Annotated in this window: 21 protein-coding genes and 1 tRNA gene; 16 read left to right on the top strand and 6 right to left on the bottom strand. The window is 60.4% G+C overall.

Features of this window, described 5'->3' with window-relative positions:
• Positions 1-299: 299 nt before the first annotated feature.
• The 3 genes from RTP54_RS13005 to RTP54_RS12995 all read left to right on the top strand — a co-directional run bounded on the left by RTP54_RS13005 (position 300) and on the right by RTP54_RS12995 (position 3,668).
• Complete coding sequence (locus RTP54_RS13005; RefSeq protein ID WP_112810410.1) at positions 300-644, top strand: GFA family protein; 345 nt, start codon at positions 300-302, stop codon at positions 642-644.
• Positions 645-1,107: 463 nt separating this feature from the next.
• The gene (gene rpoD, locus RTP54_RS13000; protein ID WP_112810408.1) at positions 1,108-3,165 is read left to right on the top strand and encodes an RNA polymerase sigma factor RpoD; all 2,058 of its coding nucleotides are present in this window, start codon (positions 1,108-1,110) and stop codon (positions 3,163-3,165) included.
• Between the two features lie 209 nt (positions 3,166-3,374).
• Positions 3,375-3,668, top strand: coding sequence for a GYD domain-containing protein (locus tag RTP54_RS12995; RefSeq protein ID WP_025427881.1), 294 nt, complete (start codon positions 3,375-3,377; stop codon positions 3,666-3,668).
• A 10-nt stretch (positions 3,669-3,678) separates the two neighbouring features.
• On the opposite strand, the gene RTP54_RS12990 is transcribed toward RTP54_RS12995, so the two are convergent.
• Positions 3,679-4,536, bottom strand: coding sequence for a DUF2066 domain-containing protein (locus RTP54_RS12990; RefSeq protein ID WP_312363101.1), 858 nt, complete (start codon positions 4,534-4,536; stop codon positions 3,679-3,681).
• Positions 4,512-4,925, bottom strand: coding sequence for a lysozyme inhibitor LprI family protein (locus RTP54_RS12985; protein ID WP_312363100.1), 414 nt, complete (start codon positions 4,923-4,925; stop codon positions 4,512-4,514). The genes RTP54_RS12990 and RTP54_RS12985 overlap by 25 nt, the downstream gene beginning before the upstream one ends.
• Before the next feature lie 242 nt (positions 4,926-5,167).
• Here RTP54_RS12985 and RTP54_RS12980 point away from each other — a divergent pair, with 242 nt between their 5' ends.
• Complete coding sequence (locus RTP54_RS12980; protein WP_112810405.1) at positions 5,168-5,737, top strand: transglycosylase SLT domain-containing protein; 570 nt, start codon at positions 5,168-5,170, stop codon at positions 5,735-5,737.
• Positions 5,738-5,746: 9 nt separating this feature from the next.
• On the opposite strand, the gene RTP54_RS12975 is transcribed toward RTP54_RS12980, so the two are convergent.
• On the bottom strand, positions 5,747-6,199 hold the full coding sequence (locus RTP54_RS12975) for a VOC family protein (protein WP_312363096.1): 453 nt from the start codon (positions 6,197-6,199) through the stop codon (positions 5,747-5,749).
• Between the two features lie 200 nt (positions 6,200-6,399).
• Here RTP54_RS12975 and RTP54_RS12970 point away from each other — a divergent pair, with 200 nt between their 5' ends.
• The 4 genes from RTP54_RS12970 to RTP54_RS12955 all read left to right on the top strand — a co-directional run bounded on the left by RTP54_RS12970 (position 6,400) and on the right by RTP54_RS12955 (position 8,566).
• Positions 6,400-6,753: a DUF1428 domain-containing protein gene (locus RTP54_RS12970; protein ID WP_112810436.1), complete on the top strand. Its 354-nt coding sequence runs from the start codon at positions 6,400-6,402 to the stop codon at positions 6,751-6,753.
• A gap of 103 nt (positions 6,754-6,856) precedes the next feature.
• Positions 6,857-7,279 (top strand): secondary thiamine-phosphate synthase enzyme YjbQ, encoded by a 423-nt coding sequence (locus RTP54_RS12965; protein ID WP_312363093.1) that lies wholly within the window; start codon positions 6,857-6,859, stop codon positions 7,277-7,279.
• A 153-nt stretch (positions 7,280-7,432) separates the two neighbouring features.
• Complete coding sequence (locus tag RTP54_RS12960; protein ID WP_112810402.1) at positions 7,433-7,837, top strand: ketosteroid isomerase-related protein; 405 nt, start codon at positions 7,433-7,435, stop codon at positions 7,835-7,837.
• Between the two features lie 333 nt (positions 7,838-8,170).
• Complete coding sequence (locus RTP54_RS12955; protein WP_312363089.1) at positions 8,171-8,566, top strand: hypothetical protein; 396 nt, start codon at positions 8,171-8,173, stop codon at positions 8,564-8,566.
• Positions 8,567-9,404: 838 nt separating this feature from the next.
• On the opposite strand, the gene RTP54_RS12950 is transcribed toward RTP54_RS12955, so the two are convergent.
• Positions 9,405-10,154: an SIMPL domain-containing protein gene (locus RTP54_RS12950; RefSeq protein WP_312363087.1), complete on the bottom strand. Its 750-nt coding sequence runs from the start codon at positions 10,152-10,154 to the stop codon at positions 9,405-9,407.
• A gap of 159 nt (positions 10,155-10,313) precedes the next feature.
• Here RTP54_RS12950 and RTP54_RS12945 point away from each other — a divergent pair.
• From RTP54_RS12945 to RTP54_RS12910, 8 genes are all read left to right on the top strand, one after another.
• Positions 10,314-10,389 (top strand) — tRNA-Ile (locus tag RTP54_RS12945).
• Between the two features lie 110 nt (positions 10,390-10,499).
• On the top strand, positions 10,500-12,134 hold the full coding sequence (locus RTP54_RS12940) for a site-specific integrase (RefSeq protein WP_312363086.1): 1,635 nt from the start codon (positions 10,500-10,502) through the stop codon (positions 12,132-12,134).
• A 431-nt stretch (positions 12,135-12,565) separates the two neighbouring features.
• Positions 12,566-12,964 (top strand): hypothetical protein, encoded by a 399-nt coding sequence (locus RTP54_RS12935; protein WP_312363085.1) that lies wholly within the window; start codon positions 12,566-12,568, stop codon positions 12,962-12,964.
• The gene (locus RTP54_RS12930; protein ID WP_312363083.1) at positions 12,964-14,478 is read left to right on the top strand and encodes a hypothetical protein; all 1,515 of its coding nucleotides are present in this window, start codon (positions 12,964-12,966) and stop codon (positions 14,476-14,478) included. The genes RTP54_RS12935 and RTP54_RS12930 overlap by 1 nt, the downstream gene beginning before the upstream one ends.
• 25 nt (positions 14,479-14,503) lie before the next feature.
• Complete coding sequence (locus RTP54_RS12925; protein ID WP_312363081.1) at positions 14,504-14,710, top strand: hypothetical protein; 207 nt, start codon at positions 14,504-14,506, stop codon at positions 14,708-14,710.
• A complete protein-coding gene (locus RTP54_RS12920) occupies positions 14,707-14,949 on the top strand; it encodes a hypothetical protein (RefSeq protein ID WP_312363079.1) in 243 nt (80 codons plus the stop codon). The genes RTP54_RS12925 and RTP54_RS12920 overlap by 4 nt, the downstream gene beginning before the upstream one ends.
• Positions 14,950-15,001: 52 nt before the next feature.
• Positions 15,002-19,195 carry a tape measure protein gene (locus RTP54_RS12915; protein ID WP_312363077.1) on the top strand — a complete coding sequence of 1,398 codons (4,194 nt, stop codon included), beginning with the start codon at positions 15,002-15,004 and terminating at the stop codon, positions 19,193-19,195.
• Positions 19,195-19,554, top strand: a complete 360-nt coding sequence (locus RTP54_RS12910) for a phage tail protein (protein ID WP_312363075.1) — start codon at positions 19,195-19,197, stop codon at positions 19,552-19,554. The genes RTP54_RS12915 and RTP54_RS12910 overlap by 1 nt, the downstream gene beginning before the upstream one ends.
• A gap of 62 nt (positions 19,555-19,616) precedes the next feature.
• Here RTP54_RS12910 and RTP54_RS12905 read toward each other — a convergent pair whose 3' ends face one another.
• Positions 19,617-20,225, bottom strand: a complete 609-nt coding sequence (locus RTP54_RS12905; RefSeq protein ID WP_312363074.1) for a recombinase family protein — start codon at positions 20,223-20,225, stop codon at positions 19,617-19,619.
• A gap of 151 nt (positions 20,226-20,376) precedes the next feature.
• Positions 20,377-21,126, bottom strand: coding sequence for a hypothetical protein (locus RTP54_RS12900; protein WP_312363072.1), 750 nt, complete (start codon positions 21,124-21,126; stop codon positions 20,377-20,379).
• Positions 21,127-22,011: the final 885 nt, after the last annotated feature.

Genomic DNA, 22,011 nt, shown 5'->3' with positions numbered 1-22,011 from the left:
TGGCTTCGAGGCCATGCGCTCCGGCAACTCCGGCAAGGTCGTCATGGACTGGTAGGCGGGGCCGGGTGAGGCCGCAAAAATCGAAGCCTTATGATTGGGCCGTGCGTCGTGAAGGCGTGCGGCCCTTTCGTCTGCCTGGTGGCAAACTGCGTTTCATTCCGGCTTCCGCAGAGGAATTGTTTTGCGTCTTTGAGCGGGGCATCAGCAGCCGCTTGTTTGGTCGAGACAACGCACTATCTTTGCCCACACGGTCGCGCGTGACTGCGATCGACGGTTGTAACGGCAACAGGAGATCGTGCATGCGTTATGAGGGAAGTTGTCATTGCGGCAAGATCGCCTTCGAGGTGGACGGCGAATTCTCCGAGGCGATCGATTGTAATTGTTCGATGTGCCGCCGACGCGGCGGATTGCTGGCCTTCGTCGCGCGCGACAGTCTGCGCCTGAAGACGCCGGAAGCCGACCTCTCGACCTATGAGTTTAACAGGCACGTCATCAAGCACCACTTCTGTGATCATTGCGGCATTGCGCCTTACGGCGAAGGTGCTGGCCCGAATGGGCCGATGGCAGCGATCAACCTGCGGTGCCTGCCGGAGTTCGACATCGAAGCGGTGAAAATCGTGAAGTATGACGGGCGTTCGGTTTGACCGGTGCCCGATAAGAGCAGCGCAATGGTTGCGGTGTCCGATCAGATGCAATTTGACATTGCCGACATGCGGTCTCGACCCTTGTCTTTTTACGGGCAGTGCCTACATGTTCAGCGGATGCTGATAAACACCATAAAACGTGAACTGAGGCGATTTTTGCCGAATCGGGCGGTTTTTCAGCGGAAATGCTTGACGGGATCGAAAATTCTGGGAATCACCATTTCCAAGCAAGAAATGGCGAAATGACACGGCGGTTAGGATATCATGCCAGTAGTGCTTCAGTGGCAGGACTGTCGAAGCTTGCCCGCTTGGCCACGATCGCTATCGTGGTTAATCAGGAATTAAACATCATCCCGTTACGTCAGGGGAAATGATTCGGTGGCGGGTGCGCGGCGCACCCGGACCTTCGAGCGGCATTTGCACCGGGCTCACGCCGGTTGCGACAAGGAAAGCGACGAACTAAATGGCAACCAAAGTCAAAGAAAACGAAGAAGCTGACGTTGAACGCGAAGGCGCTCCGGACGGCCCGCTTCTCGATCTTTCCGATGACGCTGTCAAGAAGATGATCAAGGCCGCCAAGAAGCGCGGCTATGTGACGATGGACGAGCTGAATTCCGTCCTGCCGTCCGAAGAAGTCACCTCCGAGCAGATCGAAGACACGATGGCGATGCTCTCCGACATGGGCATCAACGTCATCGAAGACGAGGAAGCTGAGGAAGCCGCCGGCAGCAGCAGCGACGACGAAAGCAGCGACGACGACAACGACGGTGAAGGCGGCGAACTGGCCCCTTCCGGCGGCACGGCGCTGGCTGCGACCAAGAAGAAAGAGCCGACCGACAGGACCGACGACCCGGTGCGCATGTATCTGCGCGAAATGGGTTCGGTAGAGCTTCTGTCGCGCGAAGGCGAAATCGCGATTGCCAAGCGCATCGAGGCTGGCCGCGAGACGATGATCGCCGGCCTCTGTGAGAGCCCGTTGACGTTCCAGGCGCTGATCATCTGGCGCGACGAACTCAACGAGGGCCAGACGCTGCTGCGCGAGATCATCGATCTCGAAACCACCTATTCCGGTCCCGAGGCAAAGGCTGCGCCACAGTTCCAGAGCCCGGAAAAGATCGAGGCCGACCGCAAGGCTGCCGAGGAAAAGGAAAAGACCCGCAAGGTTCGCGCCGCCAACGACGACGACATCACCAATGTCGGCGGCGACGTCATGCCGAGCGAGGAAGAAGAGGAAGACGACGACGAGTCGAACCTCTCGCTCGCTGCCATGGAAGCGGAACTGCGTCCGCAGGTCATGGAAACCCTCGACATCATCGCCGAGACCTACAAGAAGCTGCGCAAGCTGCAGGACCAGCAGGTGGAAGCCCGCCTTGCTGCCACCGGCACGCTGTCGCCTGCCCAGGAGCGCCGCTACAAGGAGCTCAAGGACGAGCTGATCAAGGCGGTCAAGTCGCTGTCGCTCAACCAGAACCGCGTCGACAGCCTGGTCGAGCAGCTCTACGACATCTCCAAGCGCCTGATGCAGAACGAAGGCCGCCTGTTGCGCCTTGCCGAAAGCTACGGCGTCAAGCGCGACTCGTTCCTGGAACAGTATTCCGGTGCGGAACTCGATCCGAACTGGATGAAGTCGATCAGCAACCTGGCCGGCAAGGGCTGGAAGGAATTCGCCAAGAGCGAAAACCAGACGATCCGCGACATCCGCCAGGAAATCCAGAATCTTGCGACCGAAACCGGCATCTCGATTGCCGAATTCCGCCGCATCGTCTCGATGGTGCAGAAGGGCGAGCGCGAAGCGCGCATCGCCAAGAAGGAAATGGTCGAAGCCAACCTGCGCCTCGTCATCTCCATCGCCAAGAAGTACACCAACCGCGGCCTGCAGTTCCTCGATCTCATCCAGGAAGGCAACATCGGCCTGATGAAGGCGGTCGACAAGTTCGAATACCGGCGCGGCTACAAGTTCTCGACCTATGCCACCTGGTGGATCCGTCAGGCGATCACCCGCTCGATCGCCGACCAGGCCCGCACGATCCGTATCCCGGTGCACATGATCGAAACGATCAACAAGATCGTTCGCACGTCGCGCCAGATGCTGCACGAAATCGGCCGCGAGCCGACGCCGGAAGAACTGGCCGAAAAGCTCGCCATGCCGCTCGAAAAGGTCCGCAAGGTCCTGAAGATCGCCAAGGAGCCGATCTCGCTCGAAACCCCGGTGGGTGACGAAGAAGATTCGCATCTCGGCGATTTCATCGAGGACAAGAACGCGCTGCTGCCGATCGACGCCGCCATCCAGGCGAACCTGCGCGAAACGACGACCCGTGTTCTCGCCTCGCTGACGCCGCGCGAAGAGCGCGTCCTGCGCATGCGCTTCGGCATCGGCATGAACACCGACCACACGCTCGAGGAAGTCGGCCAGCAGTTCTCGGTTACCCGCGAACGTATCCGCCAGATCGAAGCGAAGGCGCTGAGGAAGCTCAAGCATCCGAGCCGCTCCAGGAAGCTCAGAAGCTTCCTCGACAGCTAAGCGGTCGACCACCGAACCATCAAAAAGCCGGGCACTTCGCCCGGCTTTTTCGTTTGCGCGCTTCCCCTTGTTCGGCGGCTCCCGGTCAATTTCTTGTGAGCGTTGGCGCAGAGGATTATACTGTGCCTTTCCGAGCAATCGGGGCACCCGGCCAAAGCGCGGGAGCAATCGCACCGCGGGCGTCAAGCGTGTCCTCAGGGAGGTGTGAAATGACCACTTATGTCGTGCTCCTCAACTGGACAGAGCAGGGCGTGAAGAATGTGCGCGAGTCTCCGAAACGCCTCGATGCGGCCAAGAAGATGCTCGCCGACATGGGCGGCTCCTTCAAGCATTTCTTTCTCACCATGGGCGAATACGACATGGTGGCAATCTGCGAGGCGCCGGACGACGCGGTGGCGGCGCGCTTTGCCATGACGCTCGGCATGGGCGGCAATGTGCGCACCCGCACGCTGAAAGCCTTCCCGGAAGCGGCCTATCGCGAACTGGTGGCCTCGCTCGGTTGAGCGCGGCGACCTAGGGCGCGCCGTTGCCGGAGAGGATGCGGGCGGCACCGCGCATGGCGTTGCGAAACGCATCGTCGAAGCTGACGCCGCGGATCTGCCAGTGGTGTTCGCTACCGTTTTCGATGAGACGCCAGTCGGCAATCCAGCCGCGCGCGGCGTCGGACCAGACGAGCGTTCCGGCGAGGGGGATCTCTGCGTCGATCTGCGTGGCGAGGCTGCCAAGTTCGGCCGGTTTCAGCTGCGGCAGGTGCTCGAAATCGAGCCCGCCTGCGGTCAGCGTCGCCACGTCCGGAAGGCGCGCCGTCAGCGCCAGCGGAACCGTGGCGGCCTCGAGCGACTGCACCATATAGGGGCTCTCGCTGCCGTCGCGCGCCAGGACGAAGCGGCGCCTCTGGTCGTGCACCGCCAACAGCACGGCGATCACAGGACGCGGTGACAGCCACGGCTTGCGGTCGAGCTTTGCCAGGAGCGGATCGATGATGGCGGGATCGAAACGGCAGGTGAGATCGTGCGGCCGATCGTGCGTTCCCTGTTCGTCGTGGATCGGCACGCCTTCGAGCCTGTCTCGATAGGTGAAGGAAGCGACATAGGGCGCGGCGTTCCGCTGAAGGGCCGCAAGCGCCGCGCTGTCGGCAATCTTGAAATCGCCGGAGACCTTGACCAGAACCTCGCTCAGGCATTCGCGAAAGCCGAGCTCGCGGTTTTCTTCGCCGGTTCCGGTAACGATCGCGTCGCTGGTATAGAGGCTAGACAGGTCCGTTGCCTCAGCCTTGTTGCCGGCCCCAGTGGCGGCAAGCGCGATAGCAACAAACCACGCCTTTGCGCTTCTGCGCCCGTGGCGCTTCAGTTGGCTGATGGCACGGGGCAACTGAGGTCGCCTTCCTCGCAGCTCAGATAGGTCTTGAAGTCCTTGACGCGGTTCTGCGTCAGGCCATCCCTGCATTGCAGAACGATCATCGGATAGGCCGAGCCCCCGGCGACGCCAGCGGCGGAAAAATCGCACTCGGCATCCCGGAAGGCGATCCATGCCTTTTGGGCGGCGACCAGCAGCCTGGCCTTGTCCTGGTCGTCCTTCAGGCGCGCCTCGATTTGTTTGTAGAGGGTGTTGAGTTCGGCGTCGGAAACCTTGAAGGACTTGCCCGCACATTCGTTCATCGTTGCCTGGTCGCTGGCATCGGCGCAATCGTCGGCCCAGGCCGCCGGCGTCATGCCCGTCAGTCCGACCAACGCTGCAAACATCACGGCAGGAAGTCGCATCTTTCGCTCTCCTCGTTTTGCCCATGTCGCCTTCGGCGTGCCCGGGATCGCGCGCCGCGCTTGAGCCTGCGGCCGCCGGTCTGCCGCTGTCCTCCAGCCTGCGCAGAGTAGGCCAAACATGAACCCTCAGATAGCGCAATCTCGGGGCTTTGCACGTGCGCCCCCCGATCCCTCGCATTCGAATTAAAACCGATCCTTAACGTTTACGTTTTATCAATCTCTCGGATACGAGAGGTTCGAAGATGCGTTGCGTTTTTGTCGTCGTCCTCCTGTTGCTGGCCGGTTGCGCGACGGTGCCGAGAGACACCCGGAACGCATGCGCGGTTTTCGAGCAGCGAGATGGCCTATTCAACAATTGGCGCCGCGCCGCCTATCAGGCGGAGCGCGAATATGGCGTGCCCGTGCCGGTGCTGATGGCAACGATCTATACGGAATCGGGCTTCCGCCATAACGCCAAGCCGCCGCGCACCAAGCTCTTCGGCTTCATCCCCTGGACGCGCGTTTCGACGGCCTATGGCTATTCGCAGGCGCTCGACGGCACCTGGGCGCGCTACCAGAGCGAGACCGGCCGCTGGACGGCGCGGCGCTCGGATTTCGGCGACGCCATCCGCTTCATCGCCTGGTATCACCGCGAAAGCGGCCAGCGAAACGGCATCGCGCTCAACGACACCTACCGGCTCTACATAGCCTACTATCACGGCCACGCCGGCTATGCCCGCGGCAACTGGAGCACGACCGCCAAGAACGGCGCCAAGCGCGCCGCCGGCATGGCCTCGCTCTATAGCCGTCAGCTCGGCAGCTGCGGCAGCTGACGGTCGTCGTCAGCCGGCGGCCGCCTTTTCCAGCCCGGCGATGTCGATCTTGATCATGCCCATCATCGCCTGCTGGGCGCGGCCGGCGCGCGCCCGATCGGGATCGCCGAGGTGGCGCATCAGCGCGTCAGGAATGATCTGCCAGGCAAGACCGAAACGGTCCTTCAGCCAGCCGCAACGCTGCGGCGTGCCGCCCTCGAGCAGGCGCTCCCAATAGTAATCGACCTCGGCCTGATCGGCGCAGCGCACGAAGAAAGAAACGGCTTCGGAAAACTGGAAATGCGGTCCGCCGTTCAGGCCCATGAAGGCCTGGCCCTCAAGCTCGAAAGAGGCGGTGAAGGCCTTGCCGTCGGGTCCCTTGCTGATGTCGGTGACGCGGGCATTGCGGAAGACGGATGTGTAGAATTCTATCACGTCCTCGAGCTGGTCGTCGAACCAGAGAAACGGCGTGATCTTCTGCATGGCGGTTCTCCCTTGAATGATCGTCTGCCACCAAAGGACGAAGTCGTGGCGCGCCAGCCGACAGGCTGACCGAATTTTTCCGCAAGGGTGCAGTCCTGGACGGCTCGATGCCCGCCATCTTCAAAATTCGTGGCGCCTTGTCGGAACCTTTCCGTCCCGATCGTCCTTTGGTGGCAGGAGCTGAAAAGGAGGATATCGACATGAGTTATGTGGATGGTTTCATCGTCGCCGTGCCGAAGGGCAATATCGACGCCTACAAGGACATGGCGCGTGCGGCGGGCGACGTGTGGATGGAGCACGGCGCGCTTTCCTATGCCGAATGCCTGGGTGACGACGTGCCCTATGGCGAGTTGACGTCGTTTCCGCGCGCGGTCCAGGCGAAGGACGACGAGACGGTGGTGTTTTCGTGGATCACCTACAAGTCCCGCGCCGATCGCGACGCTATCGTCGCCAAGGTGATGGCCGATCCACGGCTGCAGGGTGACGAATGGAAGGACGTTTTTGACGGCAAGCGCATGATCTATGGCGGCTTCGAGGCGTTTCTGGAGAAGTAGGCCGGCTTGAGGCCCCGACCGGCTTGACTTGGCGACGGCATGTACCGATTGCGTGGATGAGCGGGCGCGGCATGCGGCCGCCAGCCGGGGAGGGCCGACGCCAATGCCGCAGACCACGATCGTCATTTCCACCCGCGGACAGGGGCTCTACGAGTTCACCGACGAGGCGGCAGCATTCGTGCGCGCCAATGGCGGGGCCGAGGGTCTTTTGACGCTGTTCGTGCGCCACACCTCCTGCTCGCTGCTGATCCAGGAAAACGCCGACCCCGATGTGAAGCGGGACCTGAAAGAATTCTTCGGCCGACTGGTCCCGCCGACCTCCGATTCATCGATGCGCTGGGTGATGCACACCGATGAGGGCGCCGACGACATGCCCGCCCATATCAAGGCGGCGCTGACGCAGGTATCGATCGGCATCCCGGTGAATGCCGGGCGCATGGCGCTCGGCACATGGCAGGGGATCTATCTCTTCGAACATCGCGACCGGCCGCATCGCCGTGAAATCGTGCTGCATCTTGGCGCCTGAGATCGCAACCTGATCGCTTCAACGCCTTGAAGGCAGCCGTCGCCCTTCCATATCAAGTGGTGGACGGTGCCCCCGCGCCATCCGCCCGATCGGCGTTTTCAACGCTTTCGGGCATGGGCAGTCACGCATCCGCAAACAGCATCGAGGGCAGACATGACCGACGCGCAGACCATCGCCAGCCGCTTCATCCAGGCACTGAACGACCGCGACTTCGACGCGCTTTCGCGGCTTGTCGACGAGGATGTGGCGCTCGATTCGCTGACAGGCCAGCGCACGGTCGGCGTCGAGCCGCTGCGGGCCAACATCATGACGTTTCTGCGCCATTTCGACGAAAGCTACGGCGACATCGTGCTCATGCGCGACAGCTTCGGCCAGCGGGTCGCCGCCGACCTGACGGCGCGCGGCAGCTACCGCGAGACGTTTGACGGTTTCCCTGCCGCCTCCGGCCAGACCTATTCGATCCCCAGCGTCTTCGTCTTCGAGATCGAGGACCAGTCGATTACCCGTCTCAGCCACTATCGCAACATGCGTGCGTTCGAGGCGGAACTTTCCGGCTGAGCGTATCGGATGGCGTGATCCTCGCAGCTTGCTGGTGTGGCCCCATGTTCGGGGCCCGACGCGCAGATCGCTCGATCCTTGCGCGCTTTCACGCCGGCTAATCCATTGGTATCGCCCAGAAAAACAGGTCGCGACCTCGTCGGCCACCCGCCGCCGCTCTTCGCCTGAAAGTCGAACGAATCCCTTCCTCGCGCCGCTTCTCGTCAGGTGTCCGCAATCTGAACCCGGCATGAATGTGCAATTCCGCTGGCGTTCAGTTTGGCGCCGCTAATGTCGGATCAATCGCTTGGGACGGTGATTGCAGATCGAACCCTTCAAGCCCGGAGAAAGACCATGAAGAACATCCTCATCAACACCGCCGCCGCCGTCGTCATCGGTTTGGCCGGCCTCGTGGGCGCCGCTTCCACCGCATCCGCAGACACCGTCGAGTTCGGCTTCGGCTCGGGCGGCGGCGTCCAGGTCCAGTACCGCGATTACAACGGCGGTTACGGCGACGAGCGTGATTGGGGTCGTGATCGCCGCGGTCCGGATCGTGGCTGGGATGGCGGCCGCCGCAGAGGCTGCGCTCCCTGGATGGCCGTCGACAAGGCCCGCGACCACGGCCTGCGCCGCGCCTACGTCGCCGATGTCTCGCACCGCCGCGTGATCGTCGAAGGCAGCCGCCGCGGCTATCGCCAGACGATCGCATTCGCCAACGAGCGCGGTTGCCCGGTTATCGGCCGCTGGTAACAAGCCCTTTTCCGTCCTGTCTCCCCCGGCCGGCGGAATTGCACCCCTCACGCCCCAGGCGTGAGGGGTTTTTGTTGTGTGAAGGACGGGGCCGCGCCTTTGGCCCGGCAGCGGCATGTTTGCATCATCGGCCTCGGCCAGGATTGCAAGCATGATCGGGGGGAAGTGCGAGGCGGTTTTGCGTCGGGTCATGCCTAAAACCAAGAGTTCGTCTTCTTCGTCTCTGCTCGCATCGGAGACGCAGACGGTCTAATCCACCGCCGCGGCGCCACTTGGCGGTGACGCAGGACGGTAACGGCCGATTTCTGAAAAAATGCGCGAAGACAGGCGGTCCGGGCAAGGACAGGGTGCGGGGCAGCAGTCCGTGCGTTGTACCCGGGCGCTGCGAGCAGCCTTCAATGCGCAGCCCGCCACGGGTCAGGCGGCTGGCCGTCATGGCAGTTCGGGACAGCAGGATCCCGTATCTCAGACAATGCGGTCTGCTTAAGGTTCGGCGGAGCGCCCGTTCGCCCGTGGATCTCGACAGCGAATGCAAGGCCAGATACCTGCCATAGAGATGCGCCACGGCTCATCTCAGGCGTCATCGCGGCGCCCTTCTGCGGTACGCCGGCACCGCACCTGTCCAGAGGAGAGCTCTGCGCCATGCTGTTGGCCGCGGGTCGCAGCAACCTTTTGCGCGGCACGGGCAATCTGACGCGAGAGACGAAAAGACCCCGCGCAGTAAAACCGCGCGGGGTCTTTCATCTCGTCCGATGCCGGCCTTGGCCGATCGCTTGAAATCCCGTCCGGGATCGCCGCGTTCGGGCTCCGGCGCCAGGCATTGCTGCCTGATCGCGCTTTACTGCTTGATCGCGAAAGTGACGTTGACCGTGACGTTGTAGCTGTTTTCGCCCGTTGCCATCGGTACGGAATCGGCCGCGTATTCCTTGGCCATGCCGGCGCGCATCATCGGCACCGGCTCGGGGCGGAAGCCCTGCTCGGTGATGTTGACGATGTTGCCGAGCGAAACGCCGGCAGCTTCCGCCAGCACCTTCGCCTTTTCGATGGCGTCGGTAACGGCCGCCTTGCGTGCTTCGGTGATCGCGCCTTCCGGCTTGTCGTTGGTGAACTGGATGCCGCCGCCCTGGTTGACGCCGAGCGTGACCGACTTGTCGACGATCTCGCCGAGCTTGGCGAGGTCACGCACGCGCACGCTGACGCCGTTGGCCACCTGGTAGCCGATCAGCTCCGGCGGGCGGTTGCCGCCGTCATTGTTGTTCGGATAGTTGTATTGCGGGTTGACCGAAAAGCCGCTCGTCTGCAGGTCGCGCTCGGCAATGCCGCCGTCCTTGAGCGCCTTCAGAACCTCGGCCATCGTCTTGTTGTTGGCGTCGAGCGCCTCGCGCGCGGTCTTGGCGTCCTTGACGACGCTCAGCTGCAGGATAGCCATGTCGGGCGCGATCGACGAGCGGCCTTCGCCGGCAACGGTGATGATCGCTTCGCGCTCCTTGGTCGCATCCTGCGCGTGCGCGCCGGCAGCGGCAATACCCGCAAAGGCGGCAGCCAAGGCAGCGATGGAAAGCGTGCGGGCAGTGCGTGTGGAAGTCATGGGTCGTGTCTCTCCGGTTGTTTCTGTCCCTGCTCACTTCATGATAACCGATTGTGTGGGCATTACGGCAATGACTTGTCGTCAAAAAGGTTTTCGGCTAGAGCCATTGCCGTTCACGAACTGCCATTGGTTCGCTGAGTCCCGGACCCAATCCGGCGTGGGCCTGTAGCTCAATGGTTAGAGCCGGCGGCTCATAACCGCTTGGTTGGGGGTTCGAGTCCCTCCGGGCCCACCACTGACCTCCTACCTATTTGATTTCTCTGCAAATACCTGTAAACAAAGACTTTGTACCGTGCTTAGGTTCCAACATTGGTTCCAACGTGGTCGGTCATGCAGGTGGGACAGATGGCAAAAACGCCGGGATTAGTTCGCAAGAAATCTGCCTACTTTTATGTGAGGCGCATCCCTGCGGATATCGCGGCTTTGTTCGGAAATCGGCAGCAGCTCACCATCCCACTTAACACGACGGACTATCGAATCGCATCTGAGCGCGCCCGCGCTAAGGCGGCGGAGGTAGACAAACAGTTTCAGGATGCTCGGCTGGGCATCTCCACCGCAGCGGATCGCGAAAATAAGGCGTCCCGACACCAACTGGAGCAAGCGGTACGTGTCTACCTATTTGAGGCGGAGCGCGATGCGGAAAGTAGCCCTGTCTCGGTTAGTGATCGCGATTATCTCAATGAATGGTTGGAGATTTTGGAGTCGCCCTATGATGTGTGGGCGGGCGATCTTCATAAGAAGGCTCTAGATATAGCGAGCCGGTTTCGTCTTAAGATCAAGCCGGGCGACCATCACTGGCTTGAGTTTATCGGCCTTGTTCACCGCGCGGAGGTGGAACATTGCCGCCGGTCGCTGGATCGTATTGCCCACATTTTCAGCGTAGCGGGCCATGATAGGCTCTTCGCTGAAGTGTTCGCGACCAACCTCGCGCCCAAACTCGTAGGCAACAAGGGATTGACCGTTGACGAGCTGATCACTCGCTTCGAAAGCGATCCTCTCCGGGCTGGCCTGACGGAGAGTGCCGGTCGTAAATACATCGTTCCGTTTGCGGCCATTCGCGAGGTTGCCGGACGTGAATTTCCCGTCCGCGAGATTGACCGCGCGATGTGCGCCGACATGATCGAAACCATAGCCGCGCTGCCGCCAAACTACCGAAAGGACAAGTCCCTCAACGGCAAGTCTCTGCGGGAAGTTGGCGAGATCAATGGGAAAAGAGGCGGGATCAAACTGGTTCGCGGCACCGTGGAGGTCTACGCGCACCACCTCTCCGCGTTCTTCAACTATGCAATCGACAAGGGTGTGATCGAGACGAACCCGGCGACTAGATTGATGGCGTCTGGCAATTCCCAACCGGCGCAGCGCTTTCCCTTCGATACCGACGAACTCAAGAGGCTCATCGCCAGCCTGCCGCAATGGAGCGAGGGCAGCCGTGGTCGGTTTTGGCTCCCCCTCATAGCACTGTTCTCCGGAATGCGGCTGGGGGAAATCATCTGGCTCAGATATTGCGATATCCGGCAAGTCGATGGCGTGACGTGTTTCGTGTTGGAGCCCACAGACGACCGTAGCTTGAAAACGAGGGGATCGGCCCGCGTAGTCCCGGTTCATCCAAGGCTCGTGGAGTTTGGGCTCCTAGATGCCGTCCAGCGCGACGGGGATCAGCAGCGCCGCATATTTGCTGACCTGCCGGGTGAGGATCAGCGGCACGCGGTGGATCTCTTCCAAAAGCGCTTCAGCTATTGGCTCAAAACAGATGTCAAGGTTCGGAAGGGCACTTCATATCATAGCTATAGACACAACTTTCGAGACGCTCTTCGTCATGCGGGCGTTCCCATTGATGTTACCAGGGCGCTCGGAGGGTGGGGGCGAGGATCAGGTATCGAAGATCGCTACGGGCAGGGGACCAGAGCCTCTGTTCTGGCTGAATGGATGGGGAAGGTGGGGTATCCCGATGTGGACTTCTCTCCTCTCGTAAAAGTTTGAAACGGGGTGCAAAAACCGCAGCAGCTAAAATAATGACCCTTGCCTTCAAGATTTTTTTGAAGCACATTTGAATTGCAAGCGAGTAATCGTCTGCGGCCCTTACCCGGCCCCTTCTTACCTCCAGTCAGTGATCTCGCGCTATCACAACGGCACGCTGACTGGAGGGCTAACCCTCACAAGTCTCTGGCAAATATGATTCGCTTCCTAGAAGGGCGCGTATTCCTGTCCCATTTTCTGCCAGGCCTCCGCGTGCATTCCGCGCGCCATGGCTAAGGCTTTGATGGGTCTATACTGTAAACAAATACACAGTATATTGGCAGGGCGTGTGGGGAGTAGTTCTTAGAATTTATTGTGGTATGTTATTGTCGTCTGGTAAAAATTGACAGTTATGCTAATTCTGAATGCGTTGATAGCGCAAAAGGACTTAGAAGGTGACCGTCACAAACAATGTCGTTTCGTTCCGTGAGCACGAACGCCGAAGGCTTCTCTCCTCCCCTCTCGATCTAGAAGACCCAGAAACGCAATACCGGCTGTTTCTTGTGATGCTTCAGGAGTGGTTCGGGCTTAAGCCCGCTCCCTTCAAGGTGACCGTCTTCGTCTTCGGGATGTCGATCTTTGATGGATTGGAAAGTGCGGCGCTCTCGGCAGTCGATATCGCCGCGCGTTGCGGCATGACTGAGCGGCGTGTCCGTCGATTGCTAGGCGAGCTGGAAGCCTCCAACGTGATCACAATCGAGCGCGATAGTGCGGTGCGAGGCGTGAGTATTCTTCGAGTGAATCTGACATGGCGCGACCCTGCTCGCGCACCTTTTCGAGCAGAGGTGCGCTGATGCACCCGTCCCAAAAAGTAGTGGCCTTGAACCCGCAACCACGGAAGCTGGTTTCGGAAACCGACCTAAGAGATATCACCCAGCCAATCGGACAGAACCACTATGCTCGCAAGTTCATGCGAGAATGGATCGTGTTGCCCGATGAACAATGGAAACTTCTAGGTTTCATTTTTGGGCGCACCATCGAGTGGGGCAAGGCTGGCGAATACTTCACATACCGACTGTTTGCGAACGGCGACCACGCTTCCCGTGGGCTTGGTAAGTCGGAACGCCCCATGCGCGCTGCTTTGTCTGCGCTGGAGAAGGTCGGCGTCATCGTCGTGAACAGACAAGATGCGGCCACCAAGGGCCTGTTTATATCGATCAACCTCGAATGGAACCCGGAGGCGAACATGCCATCCGGCCGGAAAAGGTTCCAAAATGGGGAAAATGCTGTTGCCCACCCGGAAAACACCGATGTTTGGGAAGACGCTACCCCGGTCGCAGACAGCCGGACCCCCCGGCTGCAAACAGCCGCCCCCTCCGGTCGTGAACAGCCGGACATTAAAGCAAGAACTATTCAGCAAGACTTTTCTAAGCACGAAGGGTATGGCCCTGTCCCGCTTTCGCGGAACACGGCTCCCCGTTCCGCTTCGCTTGAAATAGATCCCGCCTCCGGCTGGGAAAGCGAGCCTGCGGCTCGCCCGAAAGAAATTTCCTCCTCCCCGGTTGCGCCCGCCCCCTCCACCACCACCGTTGACGATCTGCTGGCCCCGCTTGCCGCCCGCGATCAGCGCCGTCTCGAAAAGGCCAGTCGGGTTTTGAAACCGGGTGCACTGGAGGAAACATTCCGGATCGAGTTTTCGGAGCACTTTGGACGCCAGCCCGGCGCGATCTTCCTGGCGTGGACCCCCAAGGAAATGGGCATGGTCAAGAACATGTTCGTGAATCGCTGGACCAGCTCCCCGGAAGAGGCGCACGCCTTCGTCCGCTGGTCGGTCGCCAACTGGCAGGCGATGATGTCCCGCCCGTGCTTCGCTTGGATGAAGCGCGACCGCCCGCCGGAGTTTCCGGAGCTTGGTTTCTGGCTTCGGCACCACGCCAACTTCCTCGTGGAGATGGGGCGGGACGCCACGGACCGCTGGATATCCGACATGAAGGATTTCGAGGCCCGCGAGTTCGCCCGTCTGACGGTGAAGGAAGGAATGTCCCCGGAAGCCGCCCGGATGAAAATCGCGGAAGAGCGCGCCGCCCGGCGGATGCGGGAGGAAAACGCCAAGGCCAAGCAGTCGGCCAGGGCGGCATGGCAGAAAGCCGAACTGGCGTTGGCGGAGGCAAACCGAGCCGGAAACCGCGCACCCCATCCCCGGTCCTTGGCCGCGCAGGAAGCGCGCCGCGCCGAAGACAAGAAGCGCCTCCAGCAGTATCGGGAAGAGAACAACATCAAGCCGCTGGGGGAGAACGACCCGATCCCCGATCTCGTCGCGGCTGCGGAAATCGGCGCGAGGAGCGCGGGTTGGGACAAACTTCCCTGAAACTTACATGAATTGGAGACTGCTTATGAAAGTTCAGACCACATCGTCCGACGCTGACGCGCGATTCATCCACTACCACCTTCGTGTGTCTCTGGATGAGGCATTGGCGCTCGACAAGATCATTGCTGACAGGCGGTACGCGACAGGGAAGTACATCTCGCGCTCAGAGCTTGTCCGTGAATATGTGCAGACAGGTCTTAGCAAGGAAGCGGGTAGGGGCGAGCAGCAATGACCGTATGCTTTTTTCTGCTGCTCTACCTTATCGGCGGGCTTGTTCATTTACGCGGACTGCTTGCCGACGCCAGATTGGTTGGCAATGCCGATGTGATCGCGCTGGCTGACGATATCGTCGCGCGTCGTCTTGATGCCGAGTTCGCCGCCTCTCTTTTGGCCGCCGCTTCGTTCATCGCGGTTTGGCCCGTCACCTTCGTCTACGCGCAATATCGACTCCATCGCGCACGCCGATTTTGAAACGGGTTTCACAATCGATCCGTGTCCACTCCAAACAATCTGAGGCTCTTCCATGGCAAGACTATCCAATAGGGAAATCGCATATGTCCTTCGTATGAGAAATGCGGCTCAGCAGGACGTGAAGAAGTTCGTCGGACAGGTTCGGAAGATGACGCAGGGTGTCAGGGCGAATCTTGCCTCTCTGTCCAAGACCAAAAACCCCTTGGCGACTGTCTCGCGCAACATGAACCAGTCTCTCAAGACGGTCACCACCGCATCCCGGCGAGCGGCGCAAGCGGTCCAAACATCCAACGGTCGAATCGCCCGCTCTGCCGCCTCTGCGGGGCAGGCGGTGAACGCCGCCGGTAAGGCCTACCAGAGCATGGCGCAGAATGCCCAGCAGGCAGCTCAAAAGGTCATCGCCAACCACAACAAGCTGATCGCGTCGTTGAACCGCCTGCGGGCTTCCTACAACAACCCGATAACTACGCGTGTGCAGCGCCCGGCCAACCAGAACACGACGGCAGCTCGCGGCAACAACTCCGGCGCGGCAAACGCTGCATCCGTCCGCCAGACCACGGCCAACCTGTCCAACGGGATTGAGGACGCGAAAACGGCGGTCGCGCAGTTCATCTCCGCCGCCTCCCTCGGAGCGCTTCTCCGCGAGTTGCAACAGTATGCGGACACTTGGACCAGTCTCGGCAACAAGATCGCCGCAGTTGGCGTCCCGCTCGCAGACGTACCAAGTACCCTCAAGGACATCGCGGACATTGCCCGCCGGTCGCGCAACTCTATCGAGGACGTTGGCGGCACGTTCGCCCGCCTGACGATTGCCTCCCAAGAGATTGGCGCGAGCCAAGCGCAGGTTGCCCGCGTCACCGAAACACTTTCCAAGTCCATGACCATCGCGGGCGCATCCACACAGGAAGCGCAGGCCGCTCTTATCCAGTTCGGACAGGCCCTCGCCTCCGGCGTCTTGCAGGGCGATGAACTGCGCTCGATCCGTGAAAACGCGCCCCTGGTCGCTAAAGCCATCGCAGACGAGTTCGGGATCACCATCGGCCAGCTCAAGGAATACGGCGCGGAAGGTAAGATCACCGCCGACCGGGTGTTCGCTGCGATCTACAAGGCCAGCGCAAGCGTTGACGCTGCCTTCAACAAGACGCAGATCACCATCGGCAACGCCTTCACCAACCTCCGCACGAGCCTCACCCAGTTCATCGGGGAAATCGATAAGGCGTATGGCGTCTCTGCATCGATCGCCAACGCACTCAACACGATTTCCACGGCTATCGCCAACGGGGACAGGGGGTTCAAGGCACTGGCGGCGAGTGCAGCGGTCTTCATGACTGTTGTCGGCGGTGGCTCAGTGTTCATTCTTACCGCGAAGGCTATCTCTTCGCTTGGTGGCCCTTTGGTGAAAGCGACATTAGCGGTGGCTGGCCTCGCCGCAGCCATTGCAGTTCTCGCCGGAGCATTCGTCTACTTCCAAGGCACCGTAATCACCGCCAACGGCATCACTGGCACCTTCGGTTCGCAGGTGCAGTCATACATGACCGTCACCGCGCAGTATGTCACGGAAGCCGCGACCGTAGTCGGCTCGGCAATTGAAAGTCTGTGGCAGTGGGTGTCCGACAAGGGCATAGCCGCAGCGCGCCTATTCGAGGAGACATGGCGGGCCGTCGTCGCAAACGTGCGCGGGTTCTTCGGCTACATGGCGGACGGCATCAAGGACACCTTCTCCGAGATGGTGGACTCCCTCGTGCGCCAGCTCGACAGGCTGATAACGAACGTCCTTCCGGCCTACAACGCCGTCGCGGAAGTGCTCGGAAAGCGGACGATTGACCCGAACGTCACCCGGTTCTCCGGTGCGATGCTTTCCATCGGAGAGCAACGGGCGATTGACGCGCGCCAACGGAGGTCCCTTTCGGATTACGTCGATCAAGCCAAGATCGAATATGACCGCCTGCGCGAGCAAGAGGAAAAGGCACGCGCCGCCCTCCGGGAAGCCCTCAACTCCGCCCCGGAAGGGGACGGGTTCATGGCCCGCGTTGCCAAGCTCACCAAAGAGCTGGACGTGGCGAAGGCGAAAGCCGACGCGTTACGACGCGCGATGGAGATGGACCGTCGCGGCGATAAGGGTTCCCGCGACGAAGCCGCAGAGCTGCGCCTTAAGGCCACCCCGCAGCCGGACGGAAAGGCGGAGAAGACTCGCGCCCGCGAGATCGAACGGGCCAACGACCAGCTCCGCTCGCACGTGCTCCAACTCCAGCAGGAACAGCAGCTCTTGGGGCTTGTCGGTCGCGAGCGTGAACGCGTCCAGCAGCTCATGCAGTTCGAAAATCAGCTCATGGGTATGGAGAACCTGACACAGGAGGAGCGCAACAATCTTCTGCGCGAATACAACACCGCGCTTGTCGATCACATGTCCCGTCTCCAGCAGTACAGGACGGCGACGAATGGTGCCCGCGAGGCGGCAACAGAGTACGCGCTGGAGGCGGGCAACGCCTTCGAGAACGCCAAGACGTTCATGAGCAACACGCTGTCTTCGCTCGAAGATTCGCTGGCCAATTTCTTCACCATCGGCAAGGGCGGGTGGAAGGAAATGATCCAGTCAATGATTTCGGATTTCCTGCGCTTGCTGGTTATTAGGCCTCTAATGGCCAAGGTGCTGGGAGCCATGGGCCTTGGCGATGAGCCGGGCACGAAAACCAGCTTCTTCGCGGGCGCGGCGAACGCGATCAAGGGCATTCCGAACGGCGCGGCCACGGGCGTGGGCTCCGCCGGAAACGTGCAACCCGTAGCAAACGTCGCTGCGGCCACCGCCGTACAGACCGTGAAGAGCCTCAAGACGGATATCGTGGCCGATGTGCTGCGGGCCGGTTCCGGGGGCGCAGGCGGCGCGCTGTCTTTCGGCGGCAACTACAAGGCGGGCGTCGATCCGAAGCTCATGAGCATATTGGGCGATGCCGCCTCGAAGTCTGACTACGCGGTCAAGGTGATCTCCGGCTTCCGTCCCGGCGACAAGCGCTTCCACGGACAGGGCATGGCCGCAGACGTGCAGTTGACCGACCGGGCGACCGGGCGCGTGCTCAACAACTACCAGAACGGAGCCGACTTCCGCGCCTACGAACAGTTCGCGCAGCAAGCGCGCCAGTCCCAGATGGCCATGTATCCGGAACTCACGGACAAGTTCCGCTGGGGCGGTTACTTCTCCGGCGGCAAGGGCAAGTACGGTGCGCTCGACACCATGCACTTCGACACCGCCGGGGGGCGCGTCGGCATGGGTGGCGGCTCTTGGGCCGGGGGGCTCAACTTCGCGCAGCGGGCCTATTTCCCTGATGCCCAGAGCGTCGGTATGGGCGGCATGGCGAACAATGCTGCGGTGCAGGCCATCCAGCAGCAGACCGCTGCCCTGCAAACCATCCAGCAGAACACCGCGCAGGCGAACACAATCGGCCAGCAGCAGTTGTCGGGCATCCAGCAGTCAGCGCAGCAAGTGCAAGGCGCTGCGGGTGCCATGCAGGTCCAGCAGATGAACGTCTCCAGCATGACCGGGGCCAACGGCGGCAGTCCGATTGCCGGGGCCGTCCAACAGGCTGCGCCGAAAATTCAGTCCAGCGTTGGCGGGGCCTTCCAAAACGTCGCGGCGACCACGCAGGGCACGTTCGGGGCTATCTTCCAGTCGCTCGGCGGCGCGTTCCAAAACATATTTGGCAGTGTGTTTCAGGGCCTTGGTGGCATCTTCCAGAGCATCTTCTCCGGGCTCGGCGGCAAGGGGGGCGGCGGTGGCGGGCTGGGCAGCATCCTCGGTATCATCGCCTCAATCGCGGGCTTCCATAAGGGCGGCATCGTCGGCTCCACGGGCCGCTCTGGCGGCAGCATCCAGCGCCATGTTTCCGCTGTTGGTTGGGCCGGGGCTCCGAAGTACCATGACGGGGGTATCGTCGGCGGTCTCAAGTCTGGCGAGCGCCGCGCCGTTCTCAAGGACGGTGAAGCGGTCATGCCGACCGTTCGGCTCCCGGATGGTTCATTCGGTGTCAAGGCGCTGGGTGGCGGCGAGGGTGGCGGTAGTGGCGGTTCGATGACCTTCGCCCCGGTCACACAAGTCACCTTGCAGGGTGCGAGCGGGAGCGCAGAGGAGCAAAAGGCTCTTGGGGATCAGCTCGCAGCCAAGGTCAACGATATGATGGACGCCAAGATGAACGAGTTTATGGCAAAACAGATGCGCTCCGGCGGAACACTCAACAGGTACGGGTTCAACTAATGGCTTACGAAACCTTCATTCCTCCCCTCGGCGTCGGCCCCTCTCCCGGTTCGGGGGAGGACTATACCCCTCGCGTCCGCCGGGCGGACTTCGGTGACGGTTACTCTCAGAAGTCGCCGGACGGCCTCAATTCGATCAACACCACCTTTGCGTTTCAAGCGGAAAACCTGACGCGGCTAGAGGGCAAGGCGATGATCGATTTCTTCCGGGACAAGCGGGGCTGCATCCCGTTCCTGTGGCACAAGCCCGGAGAGCCCGCGCCCACACAGTGGGTTGCTGCCAAATGGAGCAGAACATACACTGGACCTATGTCGTGCAACATTACCGCCACTTTCGACGAGGACTTCTCTCGGGGATGATTTTTTGAAACTGGGTGCAAAACCAATGTGCGGGCTTTGGCATAGCAGCACGCACCAACGCCTTACGACGCGCGTTTTGCAATCTTCGAGATGGTTGCCCGCGAGCAGCCGGTCCCAGCCTGAATCTGAGACCACGACATGCCCTTCTTGAGCATGTCGGCAATACTGTCGTTGCGCTTCACATCCTCGACGCGGCCACGATAACGTCCCTCCGCCTTCGCCTTGGCTTGCCCCTGTGCCTGTCTCCGGCGGCGATCCTCGTAGTCCTTTCGGGCAACGGCTGCGAGCATATCGAGCATCATCGTATTGATTGCAGCAAACATTCTCCCGGAAAAATCATCCGAAGACGCTGCGAGCATCCATGATGTCGGGAGGTCAAGTGCCACAACGCGTATTTGCCTTGCATCGATCTCGCTGCGGAGTTTTTTCCAATCCTCGTCGTTCAAACGGGAAAGACGATCTACTTGTTCAATGAGGAGAATGTCGCCCGCACGGGCGTCCGAAAGCAACCGAAACAGCTCTGGGCGTACCAGCTTCGCGCCGCTCTCATTTTCGGTATAGAACGACGCGATAATCAAACCACGCTCTGAGGCAAACGCTTCCAACTGCTGCTTTGCTCGCTTTGCATCTTGCTCGTTCGTAGATGCACGGAGATAAGCCCGAACCAACATGATAAAGTCCCGTCCAGTTCATTTAGGATGGTTCACATTTATCTGGTTCATTTAGAATGGTCAAATTGTATTTGTGAACCGTCATTCAGTTGGTTTCGGAAGAGCATACCCTATTTGAACCACCCGCGTTGACTGATAGCGAGGCGGGGGCCTATTCGTGCTTTAAGCCGGCCGTTCGAAATTCAAATACTCGGTTGCCTTCGTTATAAAATGTCGCCTCGATCCGAACGGATTTCGATTCCTTCAAAGCATGGAGGAATGGTTCCGGTTTCCGAACAAAACGAATGGTGTTGTCCATATCCGTAGGAGCGGTAACCTCGACGGTTTGTATCGGTCCCTCGTCAAAACGAACGCTGACTGCGCATTCCGCAACCGCGCACGCAAACTGCCCTTTCTCGATTCGCAACATTACATCGAGACCTTCGCGCGGATGGTGGCGAACGGACAGGATAGCGTACTGCTCGCCTGTGTATGGAGCAGAGAACTCAAAGGGTTTCGAGGAAGAGATATAAGCAGATCGACTCGGCTGTCCCGTCATATCGTCGGTATGGCTAGAATACTGCCAACCAATTTCGGCCAGAGAATCGGCTGAAGACACCGTTCCTGCGATCACTCCTCTTCCTGCCGCTAGAAGCTCTTCCTTGGTGACGCCATTCATTGCAGCGACACCAGCTTTCGCGCCTCCACTATCCAGCTTCAAGTAGCGATCAGCGAAAATTGCAGCAAATCCCCTGTCGAAGGCTTCCTTATCCTCCGCAGAGATCGTGGCCGCTATGGCCTGCAGTGAGCGCTCAAACGCCACTTCGGAGGAGCCATCTATGCGAAGGTCGTCCGCGAATAGCGAAGTGCCTCCCGTAACCAAGAAGAACCCGACAACGGCTGCAACCTTCAGAAACCGCATCCTATACCCTTGTCGCGAAAGGGGACGGCGCGGTACGCCCCCGCGAGCTTCCCCCTTGATCTCTGGTGATCGGGGAGTTGGAAAACCGAATGGATACGGTCCCTACGGCCTTTAGTTCGGAGAACCTGTTGCATACGCCGCAGGCTCCCCGACCATAGGTCAAGGAGTCGAGGCCGTTCCGGTCGGCCTCATACCTATCCATTCGGGGTTTCCACGCCCCAGCGCATCGCGTAATGCGCCAGATTTGTGTTCGCGTGCCAGCTTCGAACTGTCAATCGAGAAATGTTAGCTTTTGAAACCGGGTTCAAAATCACGGAGCGTGACAACCAAGTTCACCTTTTCAATTGATGTGAGTTGGGCGAGCACTTTTCAGGTCTGCATTCCCAGGCGGCTGGCGCAGAATGTCGCAAATGATTGGCGTTACTTGAAAACCGGCTTACTACCTCATCTCTGATGATCATTGGCGTGACGGCAGTAGGCGTGATGTCCTATTTGTCAAAATCGTGCACGAACATGTAGGTGGCGAGAAAAGTCGTCACGCTAATTTACTTTAGCGGCCCCAGCTTCAGAACGAACGCAGAGGTATTAGCGCTCTATCAAAAGCCTAGGTTCTGGGCTTGGAGATGATGGCCACCGCCCAGGTCTACCTCGCCGGTCGCGACTGGTACGCAGCCGGGCGGCAGTGCGCCGTCTGCGGTGTCACTGATTTTCCGTCTGACGGTGCGGCTCGGCTGGCTGTAGTTAAGGGAAAGTTGGTCGGGCTTCTTGCCGTTCGGAGCGATTGGGCGGCAAAAAATGGCATAGGACGGGCGTTTCCTGTGGCTGCGTCAAAATCTGCAACTCGTTGCAAAATGATGATCGACGCCGTGGGGGGGCATTCGTCAT

Source organism: Ensifer sp. (assembly GCF_031989085.1).
Lineage (GTDB): Bacteria > Pseudomonadota > Alphaproteobacteria > Rhizobiales > Rhizobiaceae > Ensifer.
The sequence above is the reverse complement of the archived record's forward strand: the minus strand, read 5'-3'. Positions and strand labels throughout refer to the sequence as shown.